This is a genomic window from Thioclava sp. UBA3469, assembly GCF_002378135.1.
Classification (GTDB): Bacteria; Pseudomonadota; Alphaproteobacteria; order Rhodobacterales; family Rhodobacteraceae; genus Thioclava; species Thioclava sediminum.
In genome coordinates, this window is record NZ_DFRG01000070.1 from 12,254 (window position 1) to 36,115 (window position 23,862).

A 23,862-nucleotide genomic window follows, 5' to 3' on the forward strand; every position below is an offset into this window, starting at 1 on the left:
ACCATCGTGACCGGCTGGCCAAGCTGCTGGCTGCGTTGCTGCATCTCTTGACGCAGAGCGCGAGCGTAATCGTCGACGGTGATTTTGGTGTCGCCGACCGCGCCGACCGCTTTGGCCGAACCGGAGAAATTGCGTAGCCCGAAACCGCCGAGACCAAGGATCAGCATGGCCAGCAAGATCCAGACGACGACACTCTTGCCGTGGCTGCGCATCTTCATCGGGGTTCCTCCTCGGGCATTGTTTGTTGGGCGCTGTTTAGGGCTTTGATTACTGGCCTGCAAGGCTAGCCGCGCGCGAGGCCCGCCAGCCGGTCGCGAAGGGCCGCGATCCCGTCCGTATCGACATTGGCGAAGGCGATCCGCATCTGCTGCGCGGCCCCGTTTGCGCCTTGCGGCATGAACATCGTACCGGGCAGCATCAGCACGCCCGCCTCGCGCACCAGAGCCTGCGCAAAATCAGGAGAGGGGCGGGGATCGGGATGCGTCACATAGGCGAAATAGGCCCCGCAGCCGAGCATCTTCCAGCCTTCCAGATCGGCGAAAGCGGCCTCCATGGCCGCGCGCCGGCGCAGGATTTCCGCGCGTTCGCCCGCGACCCATTGCGACAGGTGCAGCATGCCCCAAAGCGCCGCCATCTGGCCAAGCTGCGAGGGACAGATCGCGACCGTGTCGAGGAATTTCTCGACCTCGGCGAGGCGCGCCTCGCCCGCGACGATGGCGCCGACGCGGTGGCCCGTCAGGCGATAGGCCTTCGAGAACGAGTAGAGATGGATGAAATAACGCGGCCAGTCGGGATCCGAGAACAAGTCATGCGGCGCGCCGCTACGCGAGTCGAAATCGCGATAGGTCTCGTCCACGATCAGCGCGAGCTTGTGCCGCTTCGCCAGATTGGCAAAGGCGCGCAGCAGTTCGGCCGGATATTCCGCCCCGCCCGGATTGTTGGGCGAGACCAGAACGATCGCCCGGGTTTTGCCGGTGATCTTCGCGGCGGCCTCCTCGGGGTCGGGTAGAAGCCCCGCGCCGGGGGCCAGCGGCACCGTCTGCACGCCCGCCATGTCGAGCCACATCTTGTGATTGAAATACCACGGCGTCGGCAGGATCACCTCGTCGCCCGGACCTGCGAGCGTGGCCAGCGTCGCGCAAAACGCCTGATTGCAGCCTTGCGTGATCGCGACCTGACGCGCTGCGATCTCGCCGCCATAGGACAGCGACCATTGATGCGCGAGTTCGGCACGCAGATCGGGCAGGCCCAGAACGGGGCCGTAGAGATGCGCCTGCGGATCGTTCAGCGCGGCCTCTGCGATCGCCTGACGCAGCGCCTCGGGCGGCGGATCGACAGGGGCTGCCTGAGAGACATTGATCAGCGGGCGATCGGCGGCGAACTCGACCCCGTCGAGCCAGCGCCGCGCCTCCATGACCGGAGGCGGGAAGGTGGCGGCGAGGGCGGGATTGAGCGGATGCGGCATGGGGGTCCTTCTGGATGATCGGCGCGAGATCAGCAGAGCGTCGCGCGCTTGGCAAGAGGCGGGAGCCTCCGGCGGGGATATTTGGATCGAGAAGAAGGGGTTTGCGCTTCCTCTTGGCGGAAATATCCCGGGCAGGCAAAGGGGAGCTGCGCCCCCTAGCTGCGCCGCTCACGGGGTTTGCGCCAGGCGAAGTTATGGCGCACCGACCATTCGCGGATCGTCAGCGCGATCACCAGAAGGTCCAGCGCGGTCAGCGCCAGCATCCCTGCGCCGTGGTTCAGGCTGTAGAGATACATCTGGTAGGCCACGAAGCCCGACATCATCACGATCGCCAGCGGATAGGCCCAGATCAGCCCGCGGATCAGCAGTATCACCACGACGAGTTTCAACAGCCCGTGGCTGGTGAAATAGAAGCCGTAGAAATCCTGCGTCTGGATCGAGAAGTGATGCGCCGCGCTCAGAAGCGCGTTGGCGATGCGGTCATTGGGGTCTTCGCGCAGCTCGCGCGCGGTTATCCAATGCGCCGCATCGAAGAGCGCGTTTTTCGGCATGCCGAGAAGCGCGAGGCCCGACAGGGTCTCGGCCGTCTCGAACAGAGCCTTGAGGATCAGGCTTACCTCGAAGAGCCAGTGCAGGAACCGACCCAGAGGGGTTCCGGGGGCGCCGAATTTCACCGATCAGTCCGTGCCGCGATAGGGCTGCACATATTGCAGCGCCATGTCCCAGGGGAAGAAGATCCAGGTGTCCTGGCTGACCTCGGTGATGAAGGTGTCGACCAGCGGCGCGCCCATCGGCTTGGCGTAGACGGTGGCGAATTGCGCCTTCGGGAAGAGGTCGCGCACCAGCTTCAGCGTGTTGCCGGTGTCGACGAGGTCGTCGACGATCAGCACGCCTTCGCCGCCGTTTTCCATCAGGCTCTCTTGCGTGGGCTTGATGACCTGCGCTTCGCGCTGTTCCTGATGGTTGTAGCTTTTGACCGAGATCGTATCGACCGTGCGGATGTCGAGCTCGCGCGCGACGATCGCCGCCGGAACGAGGCCGCCACGGGTGATGCCCACCACCGCGCGCCAGCTGCCGTCGCCCGGGCCCTTGCCGTCGAGGCGCCATGCGAGCGCGCGCGCATCGCGGTGGATCTGGTCCCAGCTGACATGGAAGCCTTTTTCATGCGGCAGACGATCGGACATCGGGGGTCTCCTCAGCTCAGAGCGAGTTTCAGACCGAGCAGCGCCAGCAGGCCGCCAAAGCAGCGCTCGATCACGGTTTTCAGGTTCAGATAGGCCGCGCGCGTTTTCTCGAGCGAGAAGATCCGCGCGACGATGACGTTCCATCCCGCATCGTTGAGCATCACGATGCCGAGGATCGCGACATAGGCCCAGGCAGGCGCGGAGGGCGGGATGAAGGTCAGGAAGACGGTGCCGAAGAACACGGCGGGTTTGGGGTTGGCGAGCTGGGTCGAGACGCCGAGCCAGATCAGCCGGGGAATGGAGCGGGTGCGCGGCAGGTCGGGGATTTCTTCATCCATCGGATCGCCCGCATGGCGCCACATCTTGAAGGCGAGCCAGAGCAGATAGGCCGCGCCCGCGATCTTGAGCGTGGTCAGCAGGGCAGGGGCGACCTTGAAGACGAGGGCGAGGCCGAAAAGTGCCGCCGCCGCCCAGATCACCGCGCCCAAGCCGATGCCGAGCGCGAGCCAGATGCCGCGTCCGAAGCCTTCGCGCAGACCCGTGCGCGCAGCCAGAAGCACCGCTGGCCCCGGCGACATCGCCGCGGCCAGATGCACGAAATAGATCGCGGTGAGGGCCGCGAGGGTCATCTCATTCCTTCCGCTTGGTGACCACGTCGATATCGGGCGCGTCGACCGCTTTCATGCCCACCACGTGATAGCCAGCGTCGACATGCAGCGTCTCGCCGGTGGTGCCGGAGCCGAGATCGGAGAGCAGGTAGAGCGCGGCCTTGCCGACCTCTTCCTGCGTCACGTTGCGACGCAGCGGCGAATTCAGCTCGTTCCACTTCATGATGTAGCGGAAATCACCGATGCCCGAAGCCGCGAGGGTCTTGATCGGGCCGGCGGAGATCGCGTTGCAGCGGATGCCGTCCTTGCCGAGATCCTCGGCGATATACATCACGCTGGCTTCCAGCGCCGCTTTCGCCACGCCCATCACGTTGTAATGGGGCATGACCTGCTCGGCACCGTAATAGGTGAGCGTGAGCAGCGAGCCGCCCTCGTTCATCATCGCGGCGGCTTCTTTGCACACGGCGGTGAAGGAATAGACCGAGATGTCCATCGTGGTTTTGAAATTGTCGCGCGACGTGTCGACGTAGCGTCCGCGCAGCTCCGACTTGTCGGAGAAGCCGATCGCGTGGACGACGAAATCGATGCTGTCCCAATGGGTGCGCAGCGTCTCGAAGAGCGTCTGGATCGAGTCGCCGCTGGCGACGTCGCATTCCACGAGGATATCGGAGCCGAGCTGTTCTGCCAGCGGCCCCACGCGCTTCTTGAGCGCCTCGCCCTGGAACGAGAAGGCCAGCTCCGCACCGGCATCCGCGAGGGCTTTGGCGATGCCCCAGGCGATGGATTTGTCATTCGCAAGGCCCATAATCAGCCCGCGTTTGCCTGCCATCAGGTTGTTTGACATGTCAGGTTTTCCCCCGCTTCGCTCTGGTAAGTCCGAATGCTTTAGGCGAAAGGTGGAGACGCATCAAGGCTACTGACCTCCGGTCAAGCATGATCGTGTGGATCGTGTTGCAGATCTGGGCGTTGAGCACGATGTGCGATGCGGCGACGAGACTGGAGGCGAGTATGAGTGACAGAACCGGAATTTTCGCAGGCGAAGATCCCTTTGCCATCGCGCAGACATGGCTGGATGAGGCCGCGGACACCGAGATCAACGATCCCAATGCGATTGCCCTGGCGACGGTCGATCCGGACGGGTTGCCCAATGCGCGCATGGTTCTTCTCAAGGAAATCGAAGGGCGCGACATGCCCTCCGGCGGGGCTTTCGTCTTCTACACCAACTACGGATCGGTGAAGGCGCAGGAGATCGAAAGCGCCGGGAAAGCCGCCTTTGTGATGCATTGGAAATCGTTGCGCCGTCAGATTCGGGTTCGCGGTATGGTTGAGCGCGAGGAGGGGCCGCAGGCTGACGCCTACTACAAGTCGCGCTCGCTGAAATCGCGTCTCGGCGCCTGGGCCTCGCGACAAAGTGAGCCACTGAGTTCACGCAGCGCCTTGATGGCGGAGGTCGCGAAGGTGACCGCGAGCCACGGTGCGAATCCCGATCGACCGCCGTTTTGGGGAGGGTTCAGAATCAAGCCGTTGGAGTTGGAATTCTGGGCAGACGGTTCTTTTCGCCTTCATGATCGCTTCCGCTGGAGCCGGCAAACCCTTGCCGATCAGTGGGTTGTGACCCGCCTGAACCCCTGAAACTCGCGCTTCGTGAATTGCATAGGGTCTTGAAACTTTGGGCAATCTCTTGAAGTGTCCCCTAAACACCGCATTTCCAGAAGGACGTGCGGAGGAAATGCGAACAGGAAAGCCCGCGAATGCAAACGGGATGGAATATGCTGGGGGAGTCCGAGGCAGAGCTTCGTGAGGTGACCGGCACCGTCAAATGGTTCGACCCTGTCAAAGGGTTCGGCTTCATCGTCGATGGCGAAGGAGGGCCTGACATCCTTCTTCATGCGAATGTTCTGCGCAATTTCGGTCAGGGCTCGATTGCCGATCACGCGCGGATTCGGGTCCAGATGCAGCTGACCCCGCGCGGCGCGCAGGCGGTCGAGGTTTTGGAGATTCTTCCTCCGGAAGGCGAGCCCGTCGCGCCGATCGAGGATTTGGGCGACAACACGTTCGACGATATCGCGGCGCTGCCGCTTGAGCCTGCACGGGTGAAGTGGTTCGAAAAATCCAAGGGCTTCGGCTTTGCCAATGTCTTCGAGAATGACGAGGACATTTTCATCCATATGGAAGTTCTGCGCCGGTCGGGTTTTGCCGATCTTACCCCCGGCGAAGCGGTGTGCCTGCGCGTGATCGAAGGCAAGCGCGGTCGGATGGCGGCACAGGTTCTCGCATGGGATGCCGGTTTGAAATCCGGGCGCTGAGTGCCGCGCTTTTCCTTGCCGTAACGCCGGGCCTCGCCGCGGCGGAAGGGGCGCAGTGCCGCGATGACCTCGCCATTCTGCGCACCGGGGACCAGCCGGTCAGCTTCACCGTCGAAATTGCCGATAGCAGCGCCGAGCGCGCGCAGGGCCTGATGGGGCGGCGCGAGATGGACGAAGGGGCAGGGATGCTCTTCATCTACGAGCATGCGCGGGAGGTTGCCTTCTGGATGCATGACACGCCGCTGCCGCTCGATATGGTGTTCATCGACCCGACGGGCGAAGTGGTGAAGGTCGCGGCCAATACGACGCCCAATGACGACACCCCGATTCCCTCCGGCGCACCGGTGCGCTACGTGCTCGAGATCAATGCCGGGATGGCGGCGCGCCACGGCATCGCGCCGGGGGCGCAGCTGGCGCATCCCAGCGTCGATCCCGCGCAGGCCGCATTTCCCTGCGAATGACCCTTTCCTTGGGACGAGCCTCTTTGTAAGGAGAGGGCGTCGGGGCGTAGCGCAGCCTGGTAGCGCGTCTGTTTTGGGTACAGAAGGTCGTGAGTTCGAATCTCGCCGCCCCGACCATCCCCTCGAAATCGCCGGAATCAGGCCCGCTATATCTAGTGGTAGGCTCTTGATTGTGACACTAGCGACACGCTCTTCGGCTTTGCCCAATTTTTGCGCAACCCGGGCGAGGCTATCCACAAGATATTGCGTTCTGTGGATTGAAATTGCCAGATGAGCGGCCAAAGCCCCCGAATCTTCAATGAAATTTGGCCCTTATTGGTGCCGCAATGCAGCGCCCATGCGTTAACCAAATGTGGAGGAATCGTGCAGCGCGCTTCCCTTGGGGTCGGTCAACTGAAAAATGGACTGACTCAAGGTGAAAGTTTCGTTGACGGCTCGGTACGCCTACGGCAGGTTGTGTGGTGTCGGAGGCTAACCCACCAGATGTAGTGGAGCCTAGGGCCAAGGGACAGATTTCGGACATTGCACCCCCGAATCCGGGGCGCGCAGCTCTCGCGGTGTCGACTGCGAGGCCCGGGCTTCTTTGTCTTCTGCGGCTCCCGCCGGCACCGGATTGGACTGACTGCAACGGGGACAGGGCAATGAAGATCGAACGGAAGTTCACCACCGACGAAACCGGCGCTTACGGCGCGCTGGAATTCACGACGACCACGTCTGAGATTCGCAACCCCGACGGGAAAGTGGTGTTCCGAAACGAGTCGGTCGAAGTGCCCGGCCGCTGGAGCCAGGTGGCGTCCGACGTGCTCGCGCAGAAATACTTCCGCAAGGCCGGCGTTCCGGCGGCGCTGAAGAAGGTCAAAGAGAAGGGCGTGCCGGAATTCCTGTGGCGCTCGGTCCCCGATGAAGAGGCGCTTGCTCAGCTCCCCGAAGAGGCGCGCTTCACCGGTGAAAACTCGGCCAAGCAAGTGTTCGACCGTCTCGCCGGTGCCTGGTGCTATTGGGGCTGGAAGGGCGGCTACTTCTCCACGGAAGCAGATGCGCAGGCTTACTATGACGAGATGCGCTTCATGCTGGCTGAACAGATGGCCGCGCCGAACTCGCCGCAATGGTTCAACACCGGCCTGCATTGGGCTTACGGCATCGACGGCCCCGGTCAGGGTCACTTCTATGTCGATCACAAGTCGGGCAAGCTGACTTCCTCGACCTCGGCCTACGAGCATCCGCAGCCCCATGCCTGCTTCATTCAGTCGGTCTCCGACGATCTGGTGAAAGAGGGCGGGATCATGGACCTCTGGGTCCGTGAGGCGCGCCTGTTCAAATACGGCTCGGGCACCGGCACCAATTTCTCGAGCCTGCGCGCCGAGGGCGAGAGCCTCTCGGGCGGCGGCAAATCCTCGGGCCTGATGGGCTTTCTGAAGATCGGCGACCGCGCGGCGGGTGCGATCAAGTCGGGCGGTACCACGCGCCGCGCGGCGAAGATGGTGATCTGCGATATGGATCACCCCGATATCGAGGAATTCGTCAACTGGAAGGTCATCGAAGAGCAGAAAGTGGCCTCGCTGGTCGCGGGCTCCAAGCTGCATGAGCGCGAGCTGAACGGCATCTTCACCGCGATCCGCGAATTCGACGGATCGACGGAAACCTCGGTCGATCCGAGCCAGAACGAGGCGCTGAAAGAGGCGATCAGATCCGCCAAGCGCGTGATGATCCCGGAGACCTATATCAACCGCGTGCTGCAATATGCGCGGCAGGGTTATGCCAGCATCGAATTCCCGACCTACGACACCGATTGGGACTCGGAAGCCTATGTCTCGGTCTCGGGCCAGAACTCGAACAACTCGGTGCGCGTCACCAACGCTTTCCTGAAAGCGGTGAAGGACGATGCCGATTGGGAACTGATCCGCCGCACCGACGGCAAGGTCGCGAAGACCGTGAAGGCGCGCGAGCTGTGGGAGCAGGTTGGCCACGCCGCCTGGGCCTGCGCCGATCCGGGCATCCAGTTCCACGACACGGTCAACGAATGGCATACCTGCCCCGAAGACGGCGCGATCCGCGGATCGAACCCGTGCTCGGAATACATGTTCCTCGACGACACGGCGTGTAACCTCGCTTCGATGAACCTGCTGACCTTCTACAAGGACGGCAAGTTCGACGCGGAAAGCTACATGCACGCCACCCGTCTGTGGACCGTGACGCTGGAAATCTCGGTGCTGATGGCGCAGTTCCCCTCGAAGGAAATCGCGCAGCGCAGCTACGACTTCCGCACGCTGGGCCTCGGCTATGCCAATATCGGCGGCCTGCTGATGAACATGGGTCTGGGCTACGACAGCAAAGAGGGCCGGGCGCTCTGTGGCGCGCTGACCGCCGTGATGACCGGTGTCTCCTACGCCACCTCGGCAGAAATGGCCGGCGAGCTGGGTGCCTTCCCGGGCTACGAGAAGAACTCCAAGCACATGCTGCGCGTCATCCGTAACCACCGCAACGCGGCTTACGGCAAGACCGACGGCTACGAGAACCTCGAGACCAAGCCGGTCGCGCTCGACCACAAGGGCTGCCCCGATCAGGACCTGATCGCGCTCGCCACCCAAGCCTGGGACGAGGCGCTGGCGCTGGGCGAGAAGCACGGCTACCGCAACGCCCAAGTGTCGGTGATCGCGCCGACCGGGACGATCGGTCTCGTGATGGATTGCGACACCACCGGGATCGAGCCGGACTTCGCGCTGGTGAAGTTCAAGAAGCTCGCGGGTGGCGGCTACTTCAAGATCATCAACCGCTCGGTGCCGGGTGCGCTCGAGACGCTGGGCTACGGCTCGGCGCAGATCGAAGAGATCATCGCCTATGCGGTGGGTCACGCCAGCCTTGGCAACTGCCCCGACATCAACACCACGGCGCTGATCGGCCACGGCTTCGGTCCGCGCGAGATCGAGAAGGTCGAGGCCGCGCTCCCGACCGCCTTCGACATCCGTTTCGTCTTCAACCAGTGGACGCTGGGCGAGGAGTTCTGCACCCAGACGCTGGGCATCCCGGCCGAGAAGCTGAACGATCCAACCTTCGACATGCTGCGTCACCTCGGCTTCACCAAGAAGCAGATCGACGCCGCCAACGACCATGTCTGCGGGACGATGACGCTGGAAGGGGCGCCGCACCTGAAGGACGAGCACCTGAGCGTGTTCGACTGCGCCAACCCCTGCGGCAAGAAGGGTAAGCGTTACCTCAGCGTCGACAGCCACATCTACATGATGGCCGCCGCGCAGAGCTTCATCTCGGGGGCGATCTCGAAGACGATCAACATGGCGAACCACGCCTCGATCGAAGACGTGAAAGCGGCCTATGAACTCAGCTGGTCGCTCGGCATCAAGGCGAACGCGCTCTATCGTGACGGTTCCAAGCTGTCGCAGCCGCTGGCCGCCGCGCTGGTCGAGGATGACGAGGAGGCCGAGGAAATCCTCGCCACCGGTTCGACCCAGGAAAAAGCCGCCGTGCTCGCCGAGAAGATCGTCGAGAAGGTGCTGGTCAAGGAGATCGTGCGCAGCCACCGCGAGAAGCTCCCCGAGCGCCGCAAGGGCTACACCCAGAAGGCGGTCGTGGGCGGCCACAAGGTCTATCTGCGCACCGGCGAATACCACGACGGCACGCTGGGCGAGATCTTCATCGACATGCACAAGGAAGGCGCTGGCTTCCGGGCGATGATGAACAACTTCGCGATCGCCGTGTCGGTCGGCCTGCAATACGGCGTGCCGCTGGAGGAGTTCGTGGACGCCTTCACCTTCACCAAGTTCGAACCCGCCGGAATGGTTCAGGGCAACGACTCGATCAAGAACGCGACCTCGATCCTCGATTACGTGTTCCGCGAACTCGCCGTGTCCTATCTCGACCGCACCGATCTCGCGCATATCAAGCCGCAGGGCACCAGCTTCGACGATCTGGGCGGCGGTGAGAACGAGGGCAAGCGCGCCGATGGCAATGTCGAGCCGATGTCCGAGAACGCCTCGAAATCGCTCGAAGTGCTGCGCCAGATTTCCTCGACCGGCTACCTGCGCAAGCGCCTGCCGCAAGAGCTGATGGTGCTGCAGGGCGGTGTGGACGTCGTGACCTCGCAGATGCCCGCGCAAAGCGCGCAGGCCCGTGCGTCCAGCTCCACGGCGGTCTCCTCTGGCGGTGTCCAGATGGATGCGCGCGCCAAGGCGAAGATGCAGGGCTACGAGGGCGAGGCCTGCGGCGATTGCGGCAACTACACGCTCGTGCGCAACGGCACCTGCATGAAGTGCAACACCTGCGGGGCGACCAGCGGTTGCTCTTGAGGGACAGGGGTCTCGGTCTGGCGGCCGGGGCCCCGACGACGACGCCACGCGATCCGCGTGTCGGGGACTGGGACGTGACGACTGGGGCCCATTCGCATGGCGGGCCGAGGGACAGAACGACCGCCAAAGGCGGCAAAAGGAGCGGAAATTGGATCTGATCGTCGGCAATAAGAAGGTGACCCCGAAAGCCACGCGCCGGATTCCCGGTGGCATCGAGGCCGAGCTGGTGGGCGAGGAACTGACCTCGCTGATCGACGCGACCTTCACGGGCATCGAGATCGCCTGCCTCGGTGGCGACCTCGATCACCACGCGCTCGACGTGACCGATATCCGCATGGGAGGCGGTGCGACCACCGTCACCCTGATGACCGCGCGCGAGATGGCGCTGCACTAAGCGCCGCGCGCGAAAACGAGATCCGGGGCGGGTGCGCTCGCCCCAGACGCTGAGAAGGCCCAGGCAAAACGACGATAAGCTCGGGCGGTCAACGAATGAGCCTGATCGGCGAAACTGGCCCTCTCCAACCCCCCGGAGAGGGCCGCATTATTTCTTGGGGAAGAGCGCAGGGACGGGTTCTGGTCATTTGCGCCCCCGCGCGTCACGATATGCGCAGTGGCCCGAGGGGGCCGAGGATTGAAACCCGCAACCGGAAGGACCGCAGATGACCGCATCCGGACCGACAGTCTCCTTCACCCAGATGAAAGACGGCACCCGCGAGGATTACGAACTACTCGAAGAGCTGGAAAAGCCCTTCCTTGCAGGCACGGCGGACCGGCTGTTGCGCGAATTGGCCGCGCAGGCGGAGGAGACGCTGTCGGGCTACCAGATCACGCGGCTCGACCACGGGCTGCAGGCGGCGACGCGGGCCCGGCGCGACGGGGCGGATCTCGATTGGGTCGTAGCGGCGCTGCTGCACGATATCGGCGACCGGCTCGCCCCGCAGAACCACGACCGGATGGCCGCTGAAATCCTGCGCCCCTATGTCCGCGAAGAGGTCTCGTGGGTGGTGGAGCATCACGGCATCTTCCAGATGGCCTATTACGGCCATCACTACGGTTGGGACCCGGAAGAGCGGCAGAAGTTCAAGGACCATCCCTGCTATAGTAGCTGCGAGCAATTCTGCGAGCGCTGGGATCAGTCGAGCTTCGATCCGGCCTATCCGATGGACCCGCTGGAGAGCTTCGTCGAGGATGTCCGTGAGGTGTTCGCTCGCAAGGCCTATGCGCCCGAGGTGCTGCGTGCGGGCGAGGTTCACGGCCTGCCCGATCCCGCCTGAGCGGGCTGGAGCCGCGCCGGTCGCACCGGTGCATCTCGCTTTTTGTCGCAGGTGAACGATTTTTCTGGCGATAACAGGCGCGTGAGACTAAGGGCATGACCCATGAGCGATACCTTGCCCCCGTGCCCCGAATGCAACTCGTCCTTCACCTACGAGATGGACGCCCTCCTGATCTGTCCCGAATGCGGCCATGAATGGTCGGCATCGGGTGACGCGGATGCGCCCGCCGAGGTGCGCGATGCGGTCGGCAACGTGCTGAACGATGGCGACACGGTGACCGTGATCAAGGACCTCAAGGTGAAGGGCTCTTCCTCGGTCGTGAAGGTCGGCACCAAGGTGCGCGGCATTCGTCTCGTGGATGGCGATCACGACATCGACTGCAAGGTGCCCGGCATCGGTCAGATGGGGCTGAAGTCGCAATTCGTGAAAAAGGTTTCCGAGTAAGCCTCCTCACTGACGCGTGGCGACCCAGCTGCCCCTGCACCCGTCGACGTTTTCATAATTCCCCACGAGGCGCCCCTTGACGAGGTGCCCCTTGAGCGAGCCGACAGAACGCGTCCGGAAGTAGAAATTCCCGACGATCCGGTCGGCTCCGACGACATGCCCGGAAATCCTGTAGGAGGCTCCGTAGGTGTTGGTAGCCTCGCCCGAAACCCGGCCGTCTTGTATGCGTATCCCGCCATAGCCCGGTGTGCAGGGGCGATCCATCACACGCATGGACTGAGGGGTGTACCTTCCGACCCAGTGCCCGTCGAGCGGGCTTGGCCGTCCGTCGGGTGGCTCTGGGACGCAGGCTGCGAGCGCGATCAGGGTTACGCTCGCCCGGATCGCGGTTGCGGCCCTGCGTGTGAGTGTCGTCATCATGGTCATCGAACTGCTCTCACCGGTTTGCGCCCGCATGCTCACTCGATCCCGACGATCATCGTGAAGGGGGCCGGGGCGTCACCGATATTGTAGACCGTGATCCGGTTCTCTCCGTTGAGCCAAAGCTGGCCGCGATAGTCCCGCCTGCCGCCGCGGCTCTCGTAGAGAAGCTCGCTGTCCGGGGTGAAGATGTTGAAATGCACCGCAGGCGAGTCGGTCTGGAGCTGCGCCGTCAGGAACTGCTTTTCCCGAGCACCGAGCCGGTAGTTCACCGCGGCTCCGGGGGCGAGGGTCGATCTCAGCACCGCGCCGCTTGTGCCGGGGGCGAACTGGACCTGCTGATCGCGGGTCTCGGGTTCGGCCACGCGTGGCGGCGGGGAGGAGCCTTCACGAAGGTAGCGCCCGGCAACCCAGCCGGTCAGAGACCCTTCGGTCGCCGCGACCTGACACCAGCGCTGGCCCTCGGCCATCCGGCAGCCCATGTTGCGCAGGATCGCCCCCTCGGGGAACCGCCCGAGGATCGTAGCCCCGGTCGAGGGCCCCGCGCGCAGGTTCAGCGGATCGTTGATGTCGCCGGTCTGGACCTCCCAGAAATCGGGCCCGCCCTGTAGCCCGTCGGCATAATCGCCCTGCACGATCGCGCCGGTCTTCCCGGTGATCCCGATCCGGATGTCGAAATTCGCAACCTCGTCGCGCCGCGCCGCTGAGCGCATCATGTAGACCGAGATCTTGTAGGTCCCCGAACTGGGCAGCGTGCCTGTGTAGTGATTCAGCTCGGGCGTTAACTGGCTGGTCATGATCGCCTGATCGCCCGGGCCGCTCCCGGGACCGTAGAGGTTGAAATACGTGGCGGTGTGTTTCGTGGACAGCTTGATATCGATCGTCTGTCCGGCCTCGGCGCCAATCGTGTAGATCACGCTGTCATAGCCCTTGATGCGATCGCTCAGAACCGCGCTATCCGCTCCGGCTGAGAAATAGACCGGAACCTCACGCATCTCCTCGGCAAGGACAGGTGTGGTGAATGACAAAGCCGCGACGAAGACATAACCCAGAAACCGGTTCATACCGATCCTCCCTCTTTGGTTTATGGCGCGCGTCATCGGGGAGTGTAGCACGAAAATCGTACAGAGGCGCGGGGTCAGGCAGTGCCGATCTGCGGGCGTCCGAAATAGGCCCGCAGATGGGGCAGGGCGGCAAGGTGCACCGCGCTCAGGATCAGCGCGATCGGCCAGATCACCAGCGCGCTGGGCGCGGCGAGTGTGATCAGCGGGACCGCGATCAACACGAGTGCGGTCGTCAGCGCGGCGCGACCAACCTGTGGCAGCGCCATGACCCGTGACAGCCGCCAGAGCGCCACGCCAAGACCGATCGCCTCACCCGCGACCCCGAGCCAGATCACCGGCACGACCGAGCTGGTCTGGGTGAGCGCCCAATAGCTCAGCGGCAGCACCAAGATCCGGGGCAGGTTCCCCCAAAAGCCGTTATCGGTCTGCCCCGCCGAGAGCGCGACCGTGCTCGGCCCGTTCTTGATCGCGCGGAGCGCATTCATCAGCGCGAAGGGGATCAGGAGCGGCAGGAGGCTTGCATATTTCGCCCCCAAAAGGGCCGTGACGACGAGCGGTCCGATCAGGACCGTGCCCAGCAGCAGGATCGATCCGGTGAGGAACATCCCCTCGAATGTCGCCCCGGCAAGCTGGCGATGCGCTGAGGCGTCCGCACGGCCATGCGCGGCCGAAAGTTTCGGCAAAAAGAGGTTCTGCACTGACTTCGCGCCGATCAGCGTGGGCGTCAGCGTCAGCGTCATGCCCATCGCGAAGATCGCCAGCGCCTCCATCCCCGCCAGCCGCCCGACGATGATCTTGTCGCCCTGAAAGACCAGATACATCAGGGCGGCATTGGCCAGAAGCGGCGCGCCGAAACGCAGGTTCGCGCGCATCTCGGCGCGGTCGAGGCGCAGGCGGTAGCGGCGCTCGGCCATCAGGTGCGAGACCAGAACGCCGAGGGCCGCGTGCAGCAGGATCGCCCAAAGCGCCACCTGCCAGTCGTCGAAGAGGCGCGAGAGCGGCCAGATCGCGATAAGCGCGGCCAATGCGGGCAGCGCCCCCGTCAGCAGCATCGGGCGATAGTGGCCCCTGCGCTGGGCGCGGTGAATGTCGAAATGCTGCGCCGCCGTCAGGAGCGGCACCAGCGCGAGCCAGCGATAGGCGGGTGCCGCTCCTGGGATATCGAGGAAGCCTGCGATCGGCCCGGCCAGCACGAACAGCGCCGCCGCCGCAATCACGCCGCGCAGCAGTTGGAAACCTTGAAGTGCCGCCTGAAACGCGGGGTCGTCGCCGCGCTTTGACTGAACGATCTGCTGCTGCAGCCCCAGCGTCGAGCCCATCTCGATCACCGCCATCACCATCGCGAAAGTCGCGGCCACGCCGTAATCGGCCACCGGGATCAGCCGCGCGATCGCGAGGTTGCGCGCGAGCATCAGCGCCGAGGTGGCGGCGTTCCCGCTGAGAATGAGGATCGCGGTGCGAAGCATGTACTGTCCGATATGGCGCGGGGTTTGGCCGCCCGCGCATGTTTTGCGCCCATAATCCCGCCCGAGGGGCCGTCGGGTCAAGCGCGCTGTGGCGGCTGTGGCTTGACGGCCACGTCACGCGCGCCGACCGACCCAGCCAAGCCTTGCCAGATTCACGGCTTTGCTGTTCAACTCCTTGAAAACCAGATCGGCCGAGCATGACCCATCACAGCCCCATTTCGACGCCTTCGAGCGAGGCGCTCGCCCATGTCGCGGCGGGCGATCTCTGCGCGGGCTGCGGGCTGTGTGCCGGGGTCGCGCCGGATGAGATCGCGATGGCGCCCGATGCGCGCGGCTTCCTGCGCCCGGTGCAAAGCGCCGAGATCAGCGCGCGAGCGGAGACCGCGATTGCCGCGTGCTGCCCGGGCTTGGGCCAGAGCGCGCAGCGCATCGCGCCCGGAGAGGAGCCGCTCTGGGGGCGGTTCATGGAGATGAAGGGCGGCCACGCCACCGACGCGGATCTGCGCCATGCGGGGGCGTCGGGCGGGGCGCTCTCGGCGCTGGCGCTGCATCTGCTGCAATCGGGCCGCGTCGATGCCATCGCCCAGATCGAGCCCGATCCCGAGAACCCGATCGGCAACCGGATGCGGCTGAGCACCACGCGCGACGAGGTTCTGGGGGCGGCTGGGTCACGCTATGCGCCTTCGGCGCCGCTGGCAGATCTTTCGGCGCTCATCGCGGACGGGCGGCGTTTCGCGGTGATCGGAAAGCCTTGCGATGCGGTGGCTTTGCGGGCGCTGGTCGCGCGCGATCCGAAACTTGCGCGGAGTTTCCCGGTGATCCTGTCCTTTTTCTGCGCGGGCGTTCCCAGTGCGGAGGGCGCACGGGAATTGCTGGCGGAGATGGGCGCGCCCGAGGCTCAGCTGGCGGGCCTGCGCTATCGCGGCAATGGCTGGCCGGGAAAGACGGTGGCCGCGCTGCATGATGGCTCTACCCGCGAGACGAGCTATCACGCGGCCTGGGGCGGGGTGCTCTCGCGCCATGTCCAGCACCGCTGCAAGATTTGCGCCGATGGCACCGGCGTCGCCGCCGATCTGGTCTGCGCCGATGCGTGGGAGGCCGACGATGCGGGCTATCCGCTGTTCGAGGAGGCGCCGGGACGCAGCCTGATTGTGGCGCGCACGCGGCTGGGCGCGGAAATTCTGAGGGAGGCCGAGGCGGCCGCGGCGGTCGAGACCGCGCCGTTCGATGTGGCGGAGCTGGCCGCGATCCAGCCCGGTCAGCGCGAACGTCGCCGCGCCCTTTTTGCGCGTCTCGCCGCGCTCAAACTGATGGCCCGTCCGATCCCGCGCTACGAGGGGATGAACCTGCGCGCCTGCGCGCTGCAAAACCCGGTCACGCGGAACCTGCGCAATTTCGCGGGCACGGTCCGACGTGTGTTGCGGGGCCGAAAATGAGCCGCACGCTGCGCGTCTGCCTGATCTTCCACTCGACGCGCTCGGACAATCTTGGCGTCGGCGCACTGACCGTGTCGGAGATCGCCCTGCTGCGCGATCTTGCCGCCAAAGCGGGGCGCGAGATTGCGATCACCGTGCTCGACTGGAAGGACCGACGCGCGCCCTATGTGTCAGGCGATGATTTGCGGCTGATCGAGGTGGATGGCGCGTTTCTGAAATCTCCCAAAGGGTTGTGGGCCGAAGTTAAGGCTGCTGATCTGGTGATCGACATTGGTGGCGGCGACAGTTTCGCCGATATCTACGGGGCCTCGCGGTTGGTGAAGATGTTCTGGATGAAGTTCGCCACCCATCTCGCGGGCACGCCTTTAGTGGTCGCGCCGCAGACCGTGGGACCCTTCACCAAAGGCTGGTCGAAGCGGCTGGCGCGGTTGAGCCTCAACCGCTCAGCTTTGGTGGCGGTGCGCGACGAACGCTCGCGCGCGGCGCTGGACGATCTGGGCTATCGTGGCGTGCCCGTTCTGGCCTCCGATCTGGCGCTGCGGCTGCCGTATGACCCGCCCGCGCCGCGCGACGATGGGCCGGTACGTGTGGGTATCAACGTCTCGGGGCTGTTGATGGCGGGAGGCTATCACGGGGGCAACGATTTCGGGATGGCGCTGGATTATCCCGCGCTGATCGCGCGCGCGATCGACTGGTTCAAGGGGCAGGGGGCGGAGGTCCATCTGGTGCCGCATGTGATCGTGCCCGAAGGCCCGATGGTGATCGAGGATGACCTGCGCGCCTGCGAGGTGCTGGCGGCCGAGCATGATGTGATCTGCGCGCCCGCCTTCGCAAGCCCGTCCGAGGCGAAGAGCTATATCGCGGGGCTCGATTTCTTCACCGGCGCACGGATGCATGCCTGTATCGCGGCGTTCTCGTCCGGTGTCGCTGTGGTGCCGCTCGCCTATAGCCGCAAGTTTGCGGGGCTGTTCGGCGCGCTGGGATATGACCACACGGTCGATGCGACCAAGGCGGATGCGGATGCGGGGATGGCGGCGCTGGAGCAAGGGTTCGCTGATCGCGACAGCCTCGCGGCAGAGGCGAAGGTGGCGCTGGCGCGCGGGATCGACCGGCTTGCGGCTTACGACGCGGCGTTGTTAAACTTGGTGAAGGCGCTGTGATGGCCGAGGCCGCGATCATCATTCCGCATTACAACGACGTCACGCGGCTCATGCGCTGCCTCGAGACGCTTGCGCCGCAGCTCGACGCGCGTTGCGAGCTGCTGGTGGTCGACAATGGCTCGACCGATGATCTGGGCCCCGTCCGTGCGGCCTATCCCAACCTTCGGATCGTGACCGAGACCAAGAAAGGCGCGGCAGAGGCCCGCAATCGTGGCGTGGCCGAGACGACAGCGGCGCGTCTGTTCTTCATCGACAGCGACTGCGTGGCCGACCCGGACTGGATCGCGACCGCCTTCGCCGTGGCCGGGCAGGGCGATCTGGTCGGCGGGCATGTCTTCGTCTTCGACGAGACCCCGCCGCCGCGATCCGGCGCAGAGGCTTTCGAGACCGTCTTCGCCTTCGATTTTCGCCGCTATATCGAGGAGAAGGGCTTCTCCGGCACCGGTAACCTGCTGACCCGGCGCGATGTCTATGAAGCCACCGGCCCCTTCATCGCGGGGCTGTCGGAGGATCTCGACTGGTGCCGTCGGGCGACCGCGAAGGGCTATTCGCTGATCTATGCCGACGGGCTGCGCGTGGGCCATCCGTCGCGGCAGGACTGGGCTGCGCTATCGCGTAAATGGCGGCGGCTGACCGAGGAAGGTTTCGGCGTGAATGGATCAAACCTGCCCGCGCGGCTGCGCTGGGGGGCGAAGGCGCTCTTGATGCCCGTCTCGATCCTCGCCCATCTGCCAAAGGTGCTGCGCCATCCCGACCTGCGCGACGCGACCGAGCGGTGGCGCGCCGTGGCGACGCTCGCGAGACTGCGGCTCGCGCGGATGGGCTGGATGCTGCGGCAGGCGGTTTTCGGGCGGCTTTAGCGGCGCGAAGGCCACAATGGCAATGTGCAAGGTTTAATCTGGGTTAAAGCACTTGCCGCGTCGATCCTGCTCACGCTAGCGTGACGTCAAGATATCAGAGCCGCAAAAAGTGGCCCGGAACAGGCAGGCAGCGATGGAGCAGATCGCATTCACCACGAGGCATGCAGCCCGCGTCGGACGGCGTGGGCTTTTGGCCGTCGGTCTTCTGGTGCTCGGGGCGCTGCCCGCGATAGCGCGCGACTGGCAGGTCTCGGATACGGCCGGGCTGGCGCGGATCGGCGCGAAGCTGGCGCCGGGCGACACGGTTCTGATCGCGCCGGGCGACTATGACGCGCTCGATCTGCGGGGACTGACGGGGCGCGAGGATGCGCCGATCACCTTCCGCTCTGCCGATCCGGACAACCGGGCGGTGATCGCGCAGATGAACCTGCGGGAAGTCAGCCATGTCGTGATCGAAGCGGTGACTTTCGATTACCGTTACTCTGACGGCGATCGATCCAACACCCGCCCGTTTCAGGTCTTCACCACGCGCGATTTGACGATCCGTGATGTGCTGTTCGATGGGGACCTCGCCCCCGCCGATCCGGATCTGATCGAGCAGGGGCCGTTGCCCACCGCCTTCGGGCTGGCGGTGCGCGCCTCGACCGGGATCACGGTCGAGCGCTCCGAGTTTCGTCGCTTTTACCGCGGCGGGGTCTTCACCGATTGCACCGATCTGAGAGTAGTCGGCAACGACATCCATGATATGCGGATGGACGGGCTGAACTTCGCCCAGATCGAACGCGCAGAGATCGCAAACAACCACATTCACGATTTTCGCCGTGCCGTCGCGTCGGGCGATCATGCCGACATGATCCAGTTCTGGACCGCAGGCACCGAACGGCCCAGCCGTGAAATCGCAATCACGAACAACCTGCTCAATTCCGGCGAGGGCGGTTTTACCCAGTCGATCCTGATGCGCAACGAGCTGGTCGATCGCGGCAAGGCGGGCGCGGAAATGTTCTACCGCAATATCGAGATCAGCGGGAACGTCATCATCAACGCCCATCTGCACGGGATCACGGTGGGGGAGGCGGAAGGCGTGAAGATCGCCAACAATACGCTCATCCATGACGTCTATTCCGAGGGCGAGAAACGCGATCCGGTTCTTTGGATCCCGCAGATCCGCGTGGCGCGCGACGCCCGCGCCGTCGAGATCGCCCGCAATGCGGTGAGCGAGATCGCAGGCCCGGCGGGGCAGCCCGACTGGAAGCTCCGCGACAACCTGCTGATTCAGGACATCACGCCGCAGCGGGCGAGCTATTACGACCAGCTCTTCGTCGCCGCGCGCACCGGTGCGCCGCGTGAGATCATGAATTACGCCTATCTTCCGGGTGGGGCCTTGGCCGGGAGCGGGATCGGTGCGCCGATGCTCGATATTCTCGGCGGTCCGGAGGCGTTCCAGCCGGTCATGCGGTTCGCGCGCAGCGAAGGCGGCGGCACCACGCTGCAATTCGACGCGCGCGAGAGTGTGCTGCCCGAAGGGGTGGACCCAGCCGAGGTCGCCTATCGCTGGGGGATCGACGGGCAGACCAGCCTCGACGGCGCGCAGGTGCCGGTGGGCTTTCGCATGCCGGGGCGGCACAAGGTGACCCTCTCGCTGACGCTGCCCGACGGGCGGAGCGCGCAGAGCAGCGGCTATGTCATGGTCCGCGACGACCGTATCCTCAGCTATGACCCCGAGCTGGGCCGACTGATCTCGCATGCCGGGGCGCAGCCGGAGGCGCTCGACTCGATCCCGCTCAGCCCCGGCGCGCTGGAATTCGGGTTGGGCGGCGGCGCCGTGGTGATCCCGCGCGAGATGGTCGCGCCGCTCTACGGGGCGGATCGCTTCGCGCTGCATATGAAGCTGCGCGCGGTAGGCGATTACAAATCCGCCGGGGAGTTGTTGCGCGTGCATCAGTCGTTGATCGTGCGAGTGACCGGACGCGGCACGTTCGAGGTCGAGTTCTGGCCCGAGAGCGGGCAACGGCTGTTCCTGCGTACCAAGCGCGTCCCGATCTATGACGGCAAGTGGCACGACATCACCTTCCGCTACGCGTCCGAGGAGAGCCTTTTCGAGGTGCTCGCGGGCGAGGAGGTGATCGGCAAGGGCACCGTCTCGGGGCGGCTCAAGCCGATGGAATATTGGGGCCTCGCGCTGGGCAATCCCTTCGGCAAGGGCAGCTTCCACGGCGAGATCGAGGCGCTTGATCTGACCGCGAGCCGCCCGGCGGTGAGCGGGGCGATGCGCTGATGCGCGCCGGGGCGATTGGCAGTGCCACGCCGCAACGTGCGCGCCCGAAAAGCCGCGCGGGCGGGCGAAATCGTATCGCAGAGACCGCCGCGCTCGCGACCGCGAAACTGCCGTGGCCGGTGCTGCTGTTCGTGCTGTCGATCCTGCTGCCCTTCAAGTTCAACCTCGGCCCGCTTGCGATCACCGGAAGCCGCCTCGTGCTGATGGCCTTCATCCTGCCCGCCTTCGCGCGGGTCTTCAGCGGGCGGGCAGGGCGGATGCTCCCGGTCGATTGGCTGTTCCTGTTCCATGCGCTGTGGCTGTCGGTCGCGCTGGCGGTCAACAACCCCGACCGGGTGATCCAGCAGGCGGGGTCTGTCGGGCTGGAGGTTCTGGGCGGCTACCTGATCGGGCGCGCCTATATCCGCTCGCGCGAGGATTTCGCGGCGCTGGGCAAGGTGCTGATCTGGTCGGTGCTGATCCTCACGCCGTTTTCGCTTTACGAGACGAAGACCGGCACGACGCTGATCCCGACACTGATCGACAAGCTGCCGGGGATGGGCACGATCACCTACAACTTTCAGGAGCCGCGCCTGGGGCTGGAGCGGGTGCAAGGCCCCTTCGCGCATCCGATCCATTTCGGGCTCTATTGCTCGGTCGTCTTCGCCTTCGCTTTCGTGGCCTTCGATGGGATCAAGTCGCTCGGCTGGCGGGTGGTGGCGAGCGGGCTGATCCTGCTCAACGGCTTTCTCGCGCTCTCCTCGGGGGCGCTTCTGTCGCTGCTGCTGCAGCTGGGGTTGATCGGCTGGTACGTCACCTTCGTGCGGATCGAATGGCGCTGGTGGCTGCTGACGGGGCTGTGTGCCTTCGCCTATGTCACGGTCGACCTGCTGTCGAACCGCTCGCCGATCATGGTGTTTCTTAGCTACGCGACCTTCTCGGCCCATACCGCCTATTGGCGCACGATCATCTTCGACTGGGGGCTGAAGAATGTCTGGGCCAATCCGATCTTCGGCATCGGCCTGAACGACTGGGTGCGGCCGTGGTATATGTATTCCGGCTCGATGGATAATTTCTGGCTGGTGATGGCGGTGCGCTATGGCATCCCGGGCTTCCTGCTGGTCACGAGTGGCTATGTCTGGGGGCTGTTCAAGGTGATGTTCCGCGATTTCAGCGGCGATACGCGGATGCAGAATTTCCGCCGCTCCTGGGTGTTCACCTTCGCGGGGATGACCTTCACGCTCTGCACCGTCTATGTCTGGGAGTCGATCTATGCCTTCACCTTCTTTCTGTTCGGCGCGGGCATGTGGATGCTGACCGAGGCGGTGAAAGAGGGGGGCGATGCACCCGAGGATGCGAGACGGCCTGAGGCGCGCGGCACCAGCTACACACGGTTTGCGCAGACGCATCGGCGAGGGGATTAACGCCCGATCTTCGCTCGCGCATCGGGGCTGAGCGCGGCCAGCACCGCTCCGGGCGGTGCCATCCCGAAGAAGCCCCGCAAGAGCGCTGCGGCTTCCGCCCCATGCCCCTGGGCCCGCAGCTGCGCGGCTTTCGCCAGCGACCACGCCGCACCGCCGATCAGCCCGGCGGGGAAATGGCGGCGCAGGAACATCGCCCGTGCGCGATGCTTGAAGTACTGCGAGAAAGGCGAGGCGACCGAGCCCATCCGCTGCGAGCCGATCGCCGTGCCCGCGACGTGATGGACGACCGCGCCTTCGCAATAGGAGATCGGCAGATCGCCCCGGCGCAACGCCCAGTCGACCTCTTCGTAGTAAAGGAAATAGTCCTCCGTCATCGGCCCTGCACGCTCGAGATGGGCGCGGGTGGCGACGAGGCTCGCGCCGGTGACGAAGTCGATCCGGGACGGGTCCGGGGCAGGGCTGTCGGCGGGAGCGAACTGGTTGAGGTTTTGGGTGATCCCGGTGCGCCGGTCGATCCCCCCGCCGTCGATCTGGATCGTGCCCGGATCATCACCATAGACCACCCGATGCGCGATCATCGCGGCGCCTCGCGGTCCGGGATCATGGGAGGCGAGAGCGGCTGGCGTCTCGGGCGGCACCACGCAATCGGGGTTGAGCAACCAAAACCGGTCGACCGCGGGATTGGCCGCGAGCCGCGCCAGCCCCAGATTGACGCCCGCAGCAAACCCTCCATTGCTCCCCGCTTCGATCAGAGCAATGCCTTCCTGACCCGCCTCCGCTGCCCCCATCAGATCGGGGACGGCTGCGCGGATCACCTCCACCGTGTCATCGGGCGATGCATTGTCGACTACCACCACATGCAGCGCCACGCCGGTCGCTGCCCGCAGCGAGGCAAGGCAGGCCGCGATCACGTCCGAAGACCGATAGGTGACGATGACGACACCCAGAGCAGGACCTGAGGCGGGATGCGGCTCGGCCATGTCGCTCTGGCTCAGGCCCCGCGCGAGAGGGCCGCGACCCCGGTGCGGGCCACTTCGGCCAGACCCAGCGGGCGCATCAGATCGGCGAAAGCGTCGATCTTCTCGGGCGTGCCGGTGATCTCGAAGACAAAGCTCTCCAGCGTCGAGTCGACCACATTGGCGCGGAAGATCTCGGCCAGACGCAGCGCTTCGATGCGCTTGTCGCCCGTGCCCGCAACCTTGATCAGCGCCAGTTCGCGCTCGACCGGGTAGCCCTCGACGGTGAGGTCCTTCACCTCATGGACCGGCACGATCCGGCCCAGCTGCGCCTTGATCTGGTCGATCACGTTCTCGGTGCCGCGGGTGACGACGGTGATCCGGCTGCGATGGCCCTTATGGTCCACCTCGGCCACGGTCAGGCTGTCGATGTTGTAGCCCCGGCCCGAGAACAGCCCGATCACGCGGGCCAGAACGCCCGCCTCGTTGTCGACGATCACGGCGAGCGTATGGCTGCGCTCAATCTGGTCGTGGCTGTCGCGCAGGTCGTAAGCGGAATGGCTCGAGGAGCCTTTCTTGATCTTCAGAGCGGCCATTGCCTCTCTCCTCTTCCTAGTTCGGACCCGATCTTCGGCTTGGTCCAAATATCCCGGGGGTCCGGGGGCAGCGCCCCCGGCGTCGCTCACACCAGCGCCGCGCCTTCCTTGAAGACATCGGCATCGGCCGCCAGCAGCATCTCGTTATGCGGCTTGCCGGACGGGATCATCGGGAAGCAGTTC

The 23,862-nt window shown here is 64.9% G+C and carries 23 protein-coding genes and 1 tRNA gene; 13 read left to right on the forward strand and 11 right to left on the reverse strand.

The window, feature by feature from the left end:
* From B3D39_RS06245 to fabI, 6 genes are all read right to left on the reverse strand, one after another.
* Positions 1 to 218: SurA N-terminal domain-containing protein (locus B3D39_RS06245; protein WP_286789518.1), on the reverse strand; the 218-nt coding region annotated here is incomplete at its 3' end.
* A gap of 65 nt (positions 219 to 283) precedes the next feature.
* Positions 284 to 1,465 carry an aminotransferase gene (locus B3D39_RS06250; protein WP_286789519.1) on the reverse strand — a complete coding sequence of 394 codons (1,182 nt, stop codon included), beginning with the start codon at positions 1,463 to 1,465 and terminating at the stop codon, positions 284 to 286.
* A gap of 155 nt (positions 1,466 to 1,620) precedes the next feature.
* Positions 1,621 to 2,139: a DUF2127 domain-containing protein gene (locus B3D39_RS06255; protein ID WP_274962737.1), complete on the reverse strand. Its 519-nt coding sequence runs from the start codon at positions 2,137 to 2,139 to the stop codon at positions 1,621 to 1,623.
* 3 nt (positions 2,140 to 2,142) lie between these two features.
* A complete protein-coding gene (gpt, locus tag B3D39_RS06260) occupies positions 2,143 to 2,649 on the reverse strand; it encodes a xanthine phosphoribosyltransferase (protein WP_075775650.1) in 507 nt (168 codons plus the stop codon).
* Between the two features lie 11 nt (positions 2,650 to 2,660).
* The gene (locus B3D39_RS06265; protein WP_274962736.1) at positions 2,661 to 3,278 is read right to left on the reverse strand and encodes a LysE family translocator; all 618 of its coding nucleotides are present in this window, start codon (positions 3,276 to 3,278) and stop codon (positions 2,661 to 2,663) included.
* 1 nt (position 3,279) lies between these two features.
* Entirely contained in the window at positions 3,280 to 4,101 is an 822-nt protein-coding gene (fabI, locus tag B3D39_RS06270) for an enoyl-ACP reductase FabI (RefSeq protein WP_078520117.1), read from the reverse strand.
* Positions 4,102 to 4,265: 164 nt separating this feature from the next.
* Here fabI and pdxH point away from each other — a divergent pair, with 164 nt between their 5' ends.
* The 8 genes from pdxH to B3D39_RS06310 all read left to right on the forward strand — a co-directional run bounded on the left by pdxH (position 4,266) and on the right by B3D39_RS06310 (position 12,043).
* A complete protein-coding gene (gene pdxH / locus B3D39_RS06275; protein ID WP_078606313.1) occupies positions 4,266 to 4,889 on the forward strand; it encodes a pyridoxamine 5'-phosphate oxidase in 624 nt (207 codons plus the stop codon).
* Between the two features lie 137 nt (positions 4,890 to 5,026).
* Complete coding sequence (locus B3D39_RS06280) at positions 5,027 to 5,563, forward strand: cold-shock protein (protein WP_078520559.1); 537 nt, start codon at positions 5,027 to 5,029, stop codon at positions 5,561 to 5,563.
* A complete protein-coding gene (locus B3D39_RS06285) occupies positions 5,533 to 6,024 on the forward strand; it encodes a DUF192 domain-containing protein (RefSeq protein WP_274962735.1) in 492 nt (163 codons plus the stop codon). Before B3D39_RS06280 ends, B3D39_RS06285 begins: the two co-directional genes overlap by 31 nt.
* A 40-nt stretch (positions 6,025 to 6,064) precedes the next feature.
* A tRNA-Pro gene (locus B3D39_RS06290) sits at positions 6,065 to 6,141 on the forward strand.
* A gap of 524 nt (positions 6,142 to 6,665) precedes the next feature.
* Positions 6,666 to 10,325 carry a vitamin B12-dependent ribonucleotide reductase gene (locus tag B3D39_RS06295; RefSeq protein WP_274962734.1) on the forward strand — a complete coding sequence of 1,220 codons (3,660 nt, stop codon included), beginning with the start codon at positions 6,666 to 6,668 and terminating at the stop codon, positions 10,323 to 10,325.
* A gap of 148 nt (positions 10,326 to 10,473) precedes the next feature.
* Positions 10,474 to 10,719, forward strand: coding sequence for a hypothetical protein (locus tag B3D39_RS06300; protein ID WP_078520114.1), 246 nt, complete (start codon positions 10,474 to 10,476; stop codon positions 10,717 to 10,719).
* A 265-nt stretch (positions 10,720 to 10,984) separates the two neighbouring features.
* Positions 10,985 to 11,599, forward strand: coding sequence for an HD domain-containing protein (locus B3D39_RS06305; RefSeq protein ID WP_274962733.1), 615 nt, complete (start codon positions 10,985 to 10,987; stop codon positions 11,597 to 11,599).
* Positions 11,600 to 11,701: 102 nt separating this feature from the next.
* A complete protein-coding gene (locus B3D39_RS06310) occupies positions 11,702 to 12,043 on the forward strand; it encodes a zinc ribbon domain-containing protein YjdM (RefSeq protein ID WP_075775641.1) in 342 nt (113 codons plus the stop codon).
* A gap of 6 nt (positions 12,044 to 12,049) precedes the next feature.
* Here B3D39_RS06310 and B3D39_RS06315 read toward each other — a convergent pair whose 3' ends face one another.
* The 3 genes from B3D39_RS06315 to B3D39_RS06325 all read right to left on the reverse strand — a co-directional run bounded on the left by B3D39_RS06315 (position 12,050) and on the right by B3D39_RS06325 (position 14,993).
* Positions 12,050 to 12,460 (reverse strand): hypothetical protein, encoded by a 411-nt coding sequence (locus B3D39_RS06315; protein WP_286789520.1) that lies wholly within the window; start codon positions 12,458 to 12,460, stop codon positions 12,050 to 12,052.
* A gap of 41 nt (positions 12,461 to 12,501) precedes the next feature.
* Positions 12,502 to 13,527: an SH3 domain-containing protein gene (locus B3D39_RS06320; RefSeq protein ID WP_274962731.1), complete on the reverse strand. Its 1,026-nt coding sequence runs from the start codon at positions 13,525 to 13,527 to the stop codon at positions 12,502 to 12,504.
* A gap of 74 nt (positions 13,528 to 13,601) precedes the next feature.
* Positions 13,602 to 14,993, reverse strand: a complete 1,392-nt coding sequence (locus tag B3D39_RS06325) for an oligosaccharide flippase family protein (protein ID WP_274962730.1) — start codon at positions 14,991 to 14,993, stop codon at positions 13,602 to 13,604.
* Between the two features lie 197 nt (positions 14,994 to 15,190).
* Between B3D39_RS06325 and B3D39_RS06330 the strand changes: the two genes are divergently transcribed.
* The 5 genes from B3D39_RS06330 (at position 15,191) to B3D39_RS06350 (ending at position 22,127) form a co-directional block, all read left to right on the forward strand.
* Positions 15,191 to 16,429: a Coenzyme F420 hydrogenase/dehydrogenase, beta subunit C-terminal domain gene (locus B3D39_RS06330; protein ID WP_274962729.1), complete on the forward strand. Its 1,239-nt coding sequence runs from the start codon at positions 15,191 to 15,193 to the stop codon at positions 16,427 to 16,429.
* A complete protein-coding gene (locus B3D39_RS06335; protein WP_274962728.1) occupies positions 16,426 to 17,589 on the forward strand; it encodes a polysaccharide pyruvyl transferase family protein in 1,164 nt (387 codons plus the stop codon). Before B3D39_RS06330 ends, B3D39_RS06335 begins: the two co-directional genes overlap by 4 nt.
* Positions 17,589 to 18,449, forward strand: a complete 861-nt coding sequence (locus tag B3D39_RS06340; RefSeq protein ID WP_274962727.1) for a glycosyltransferase family 2 protein — start codon at positions 17,589 to 17,591, stop codon at positions 18,447 to 18,449. The genes B3D39_RS06335 and B3D39_RS06340 overlap by 1 nt, the downstream gene beginning before the upstream one ends.
* Positions 18,450 to 18,582: 133 nt before the next feature.
* Entirely contained in the window at positions 18,583 to 20,724 is a 2,142-nt protein-coding gene (locus B3D39_RS06345; protein WP_274962726.1) for a right-handed parallel beta-helix repeat-containing protein, read from the forward strand.
* Positions 20,724 to 22,127 carry an O-antigen ligase family protein gene (locus B3D39_RS06350; protein WP_274962725.1) on the forward strand — a complete coding sequence of 468 codons (1,404 nt, stop codon included), beginning with the start codon at positions 20,724 to 20,726 and terminating at the stop codon, positions 22,125 to 22,127. The genes B3D39_RS06345 and B3D39_RS06350 overlap by 1 nt, the downstream gene beginning before the upstream one ends.
* On the opposite strand, the gene B3D39_RS06355 is transcribed toward B3D39_RS06350, so the two are convergent.
* Complete coding sequence (locus B3D39_RS06355) at positions 22,124 to 23,107, reverse strand: glycosyltransferase family 2 protein (RefSeq protein WP_286789521.1); 984 nt, start codon at positions 23,105 to 23,107, stop codon at positions 22,124 to 22,126. The genes B3D39_RS06350 and B3D39_RS06355 overlap by 4 nt on opposite strands.
* 11 nt (positions 23,108 to 23,118) lie before the next feature.
* Positions 23,119 to 23,679, reverse strand: a complete 561-nt coding sequence (ilvN, locus tag B3D39_RS06360; protein ID WP_075775634.1) for an acetolactate synthase small subunit — start codon at positions 23,677 to 23,679, stop codon at positions 23,119 to 23,121.
* Between the last annotated feature and the right edge of the window lie 183 nt (positions 23,680 to 23,862).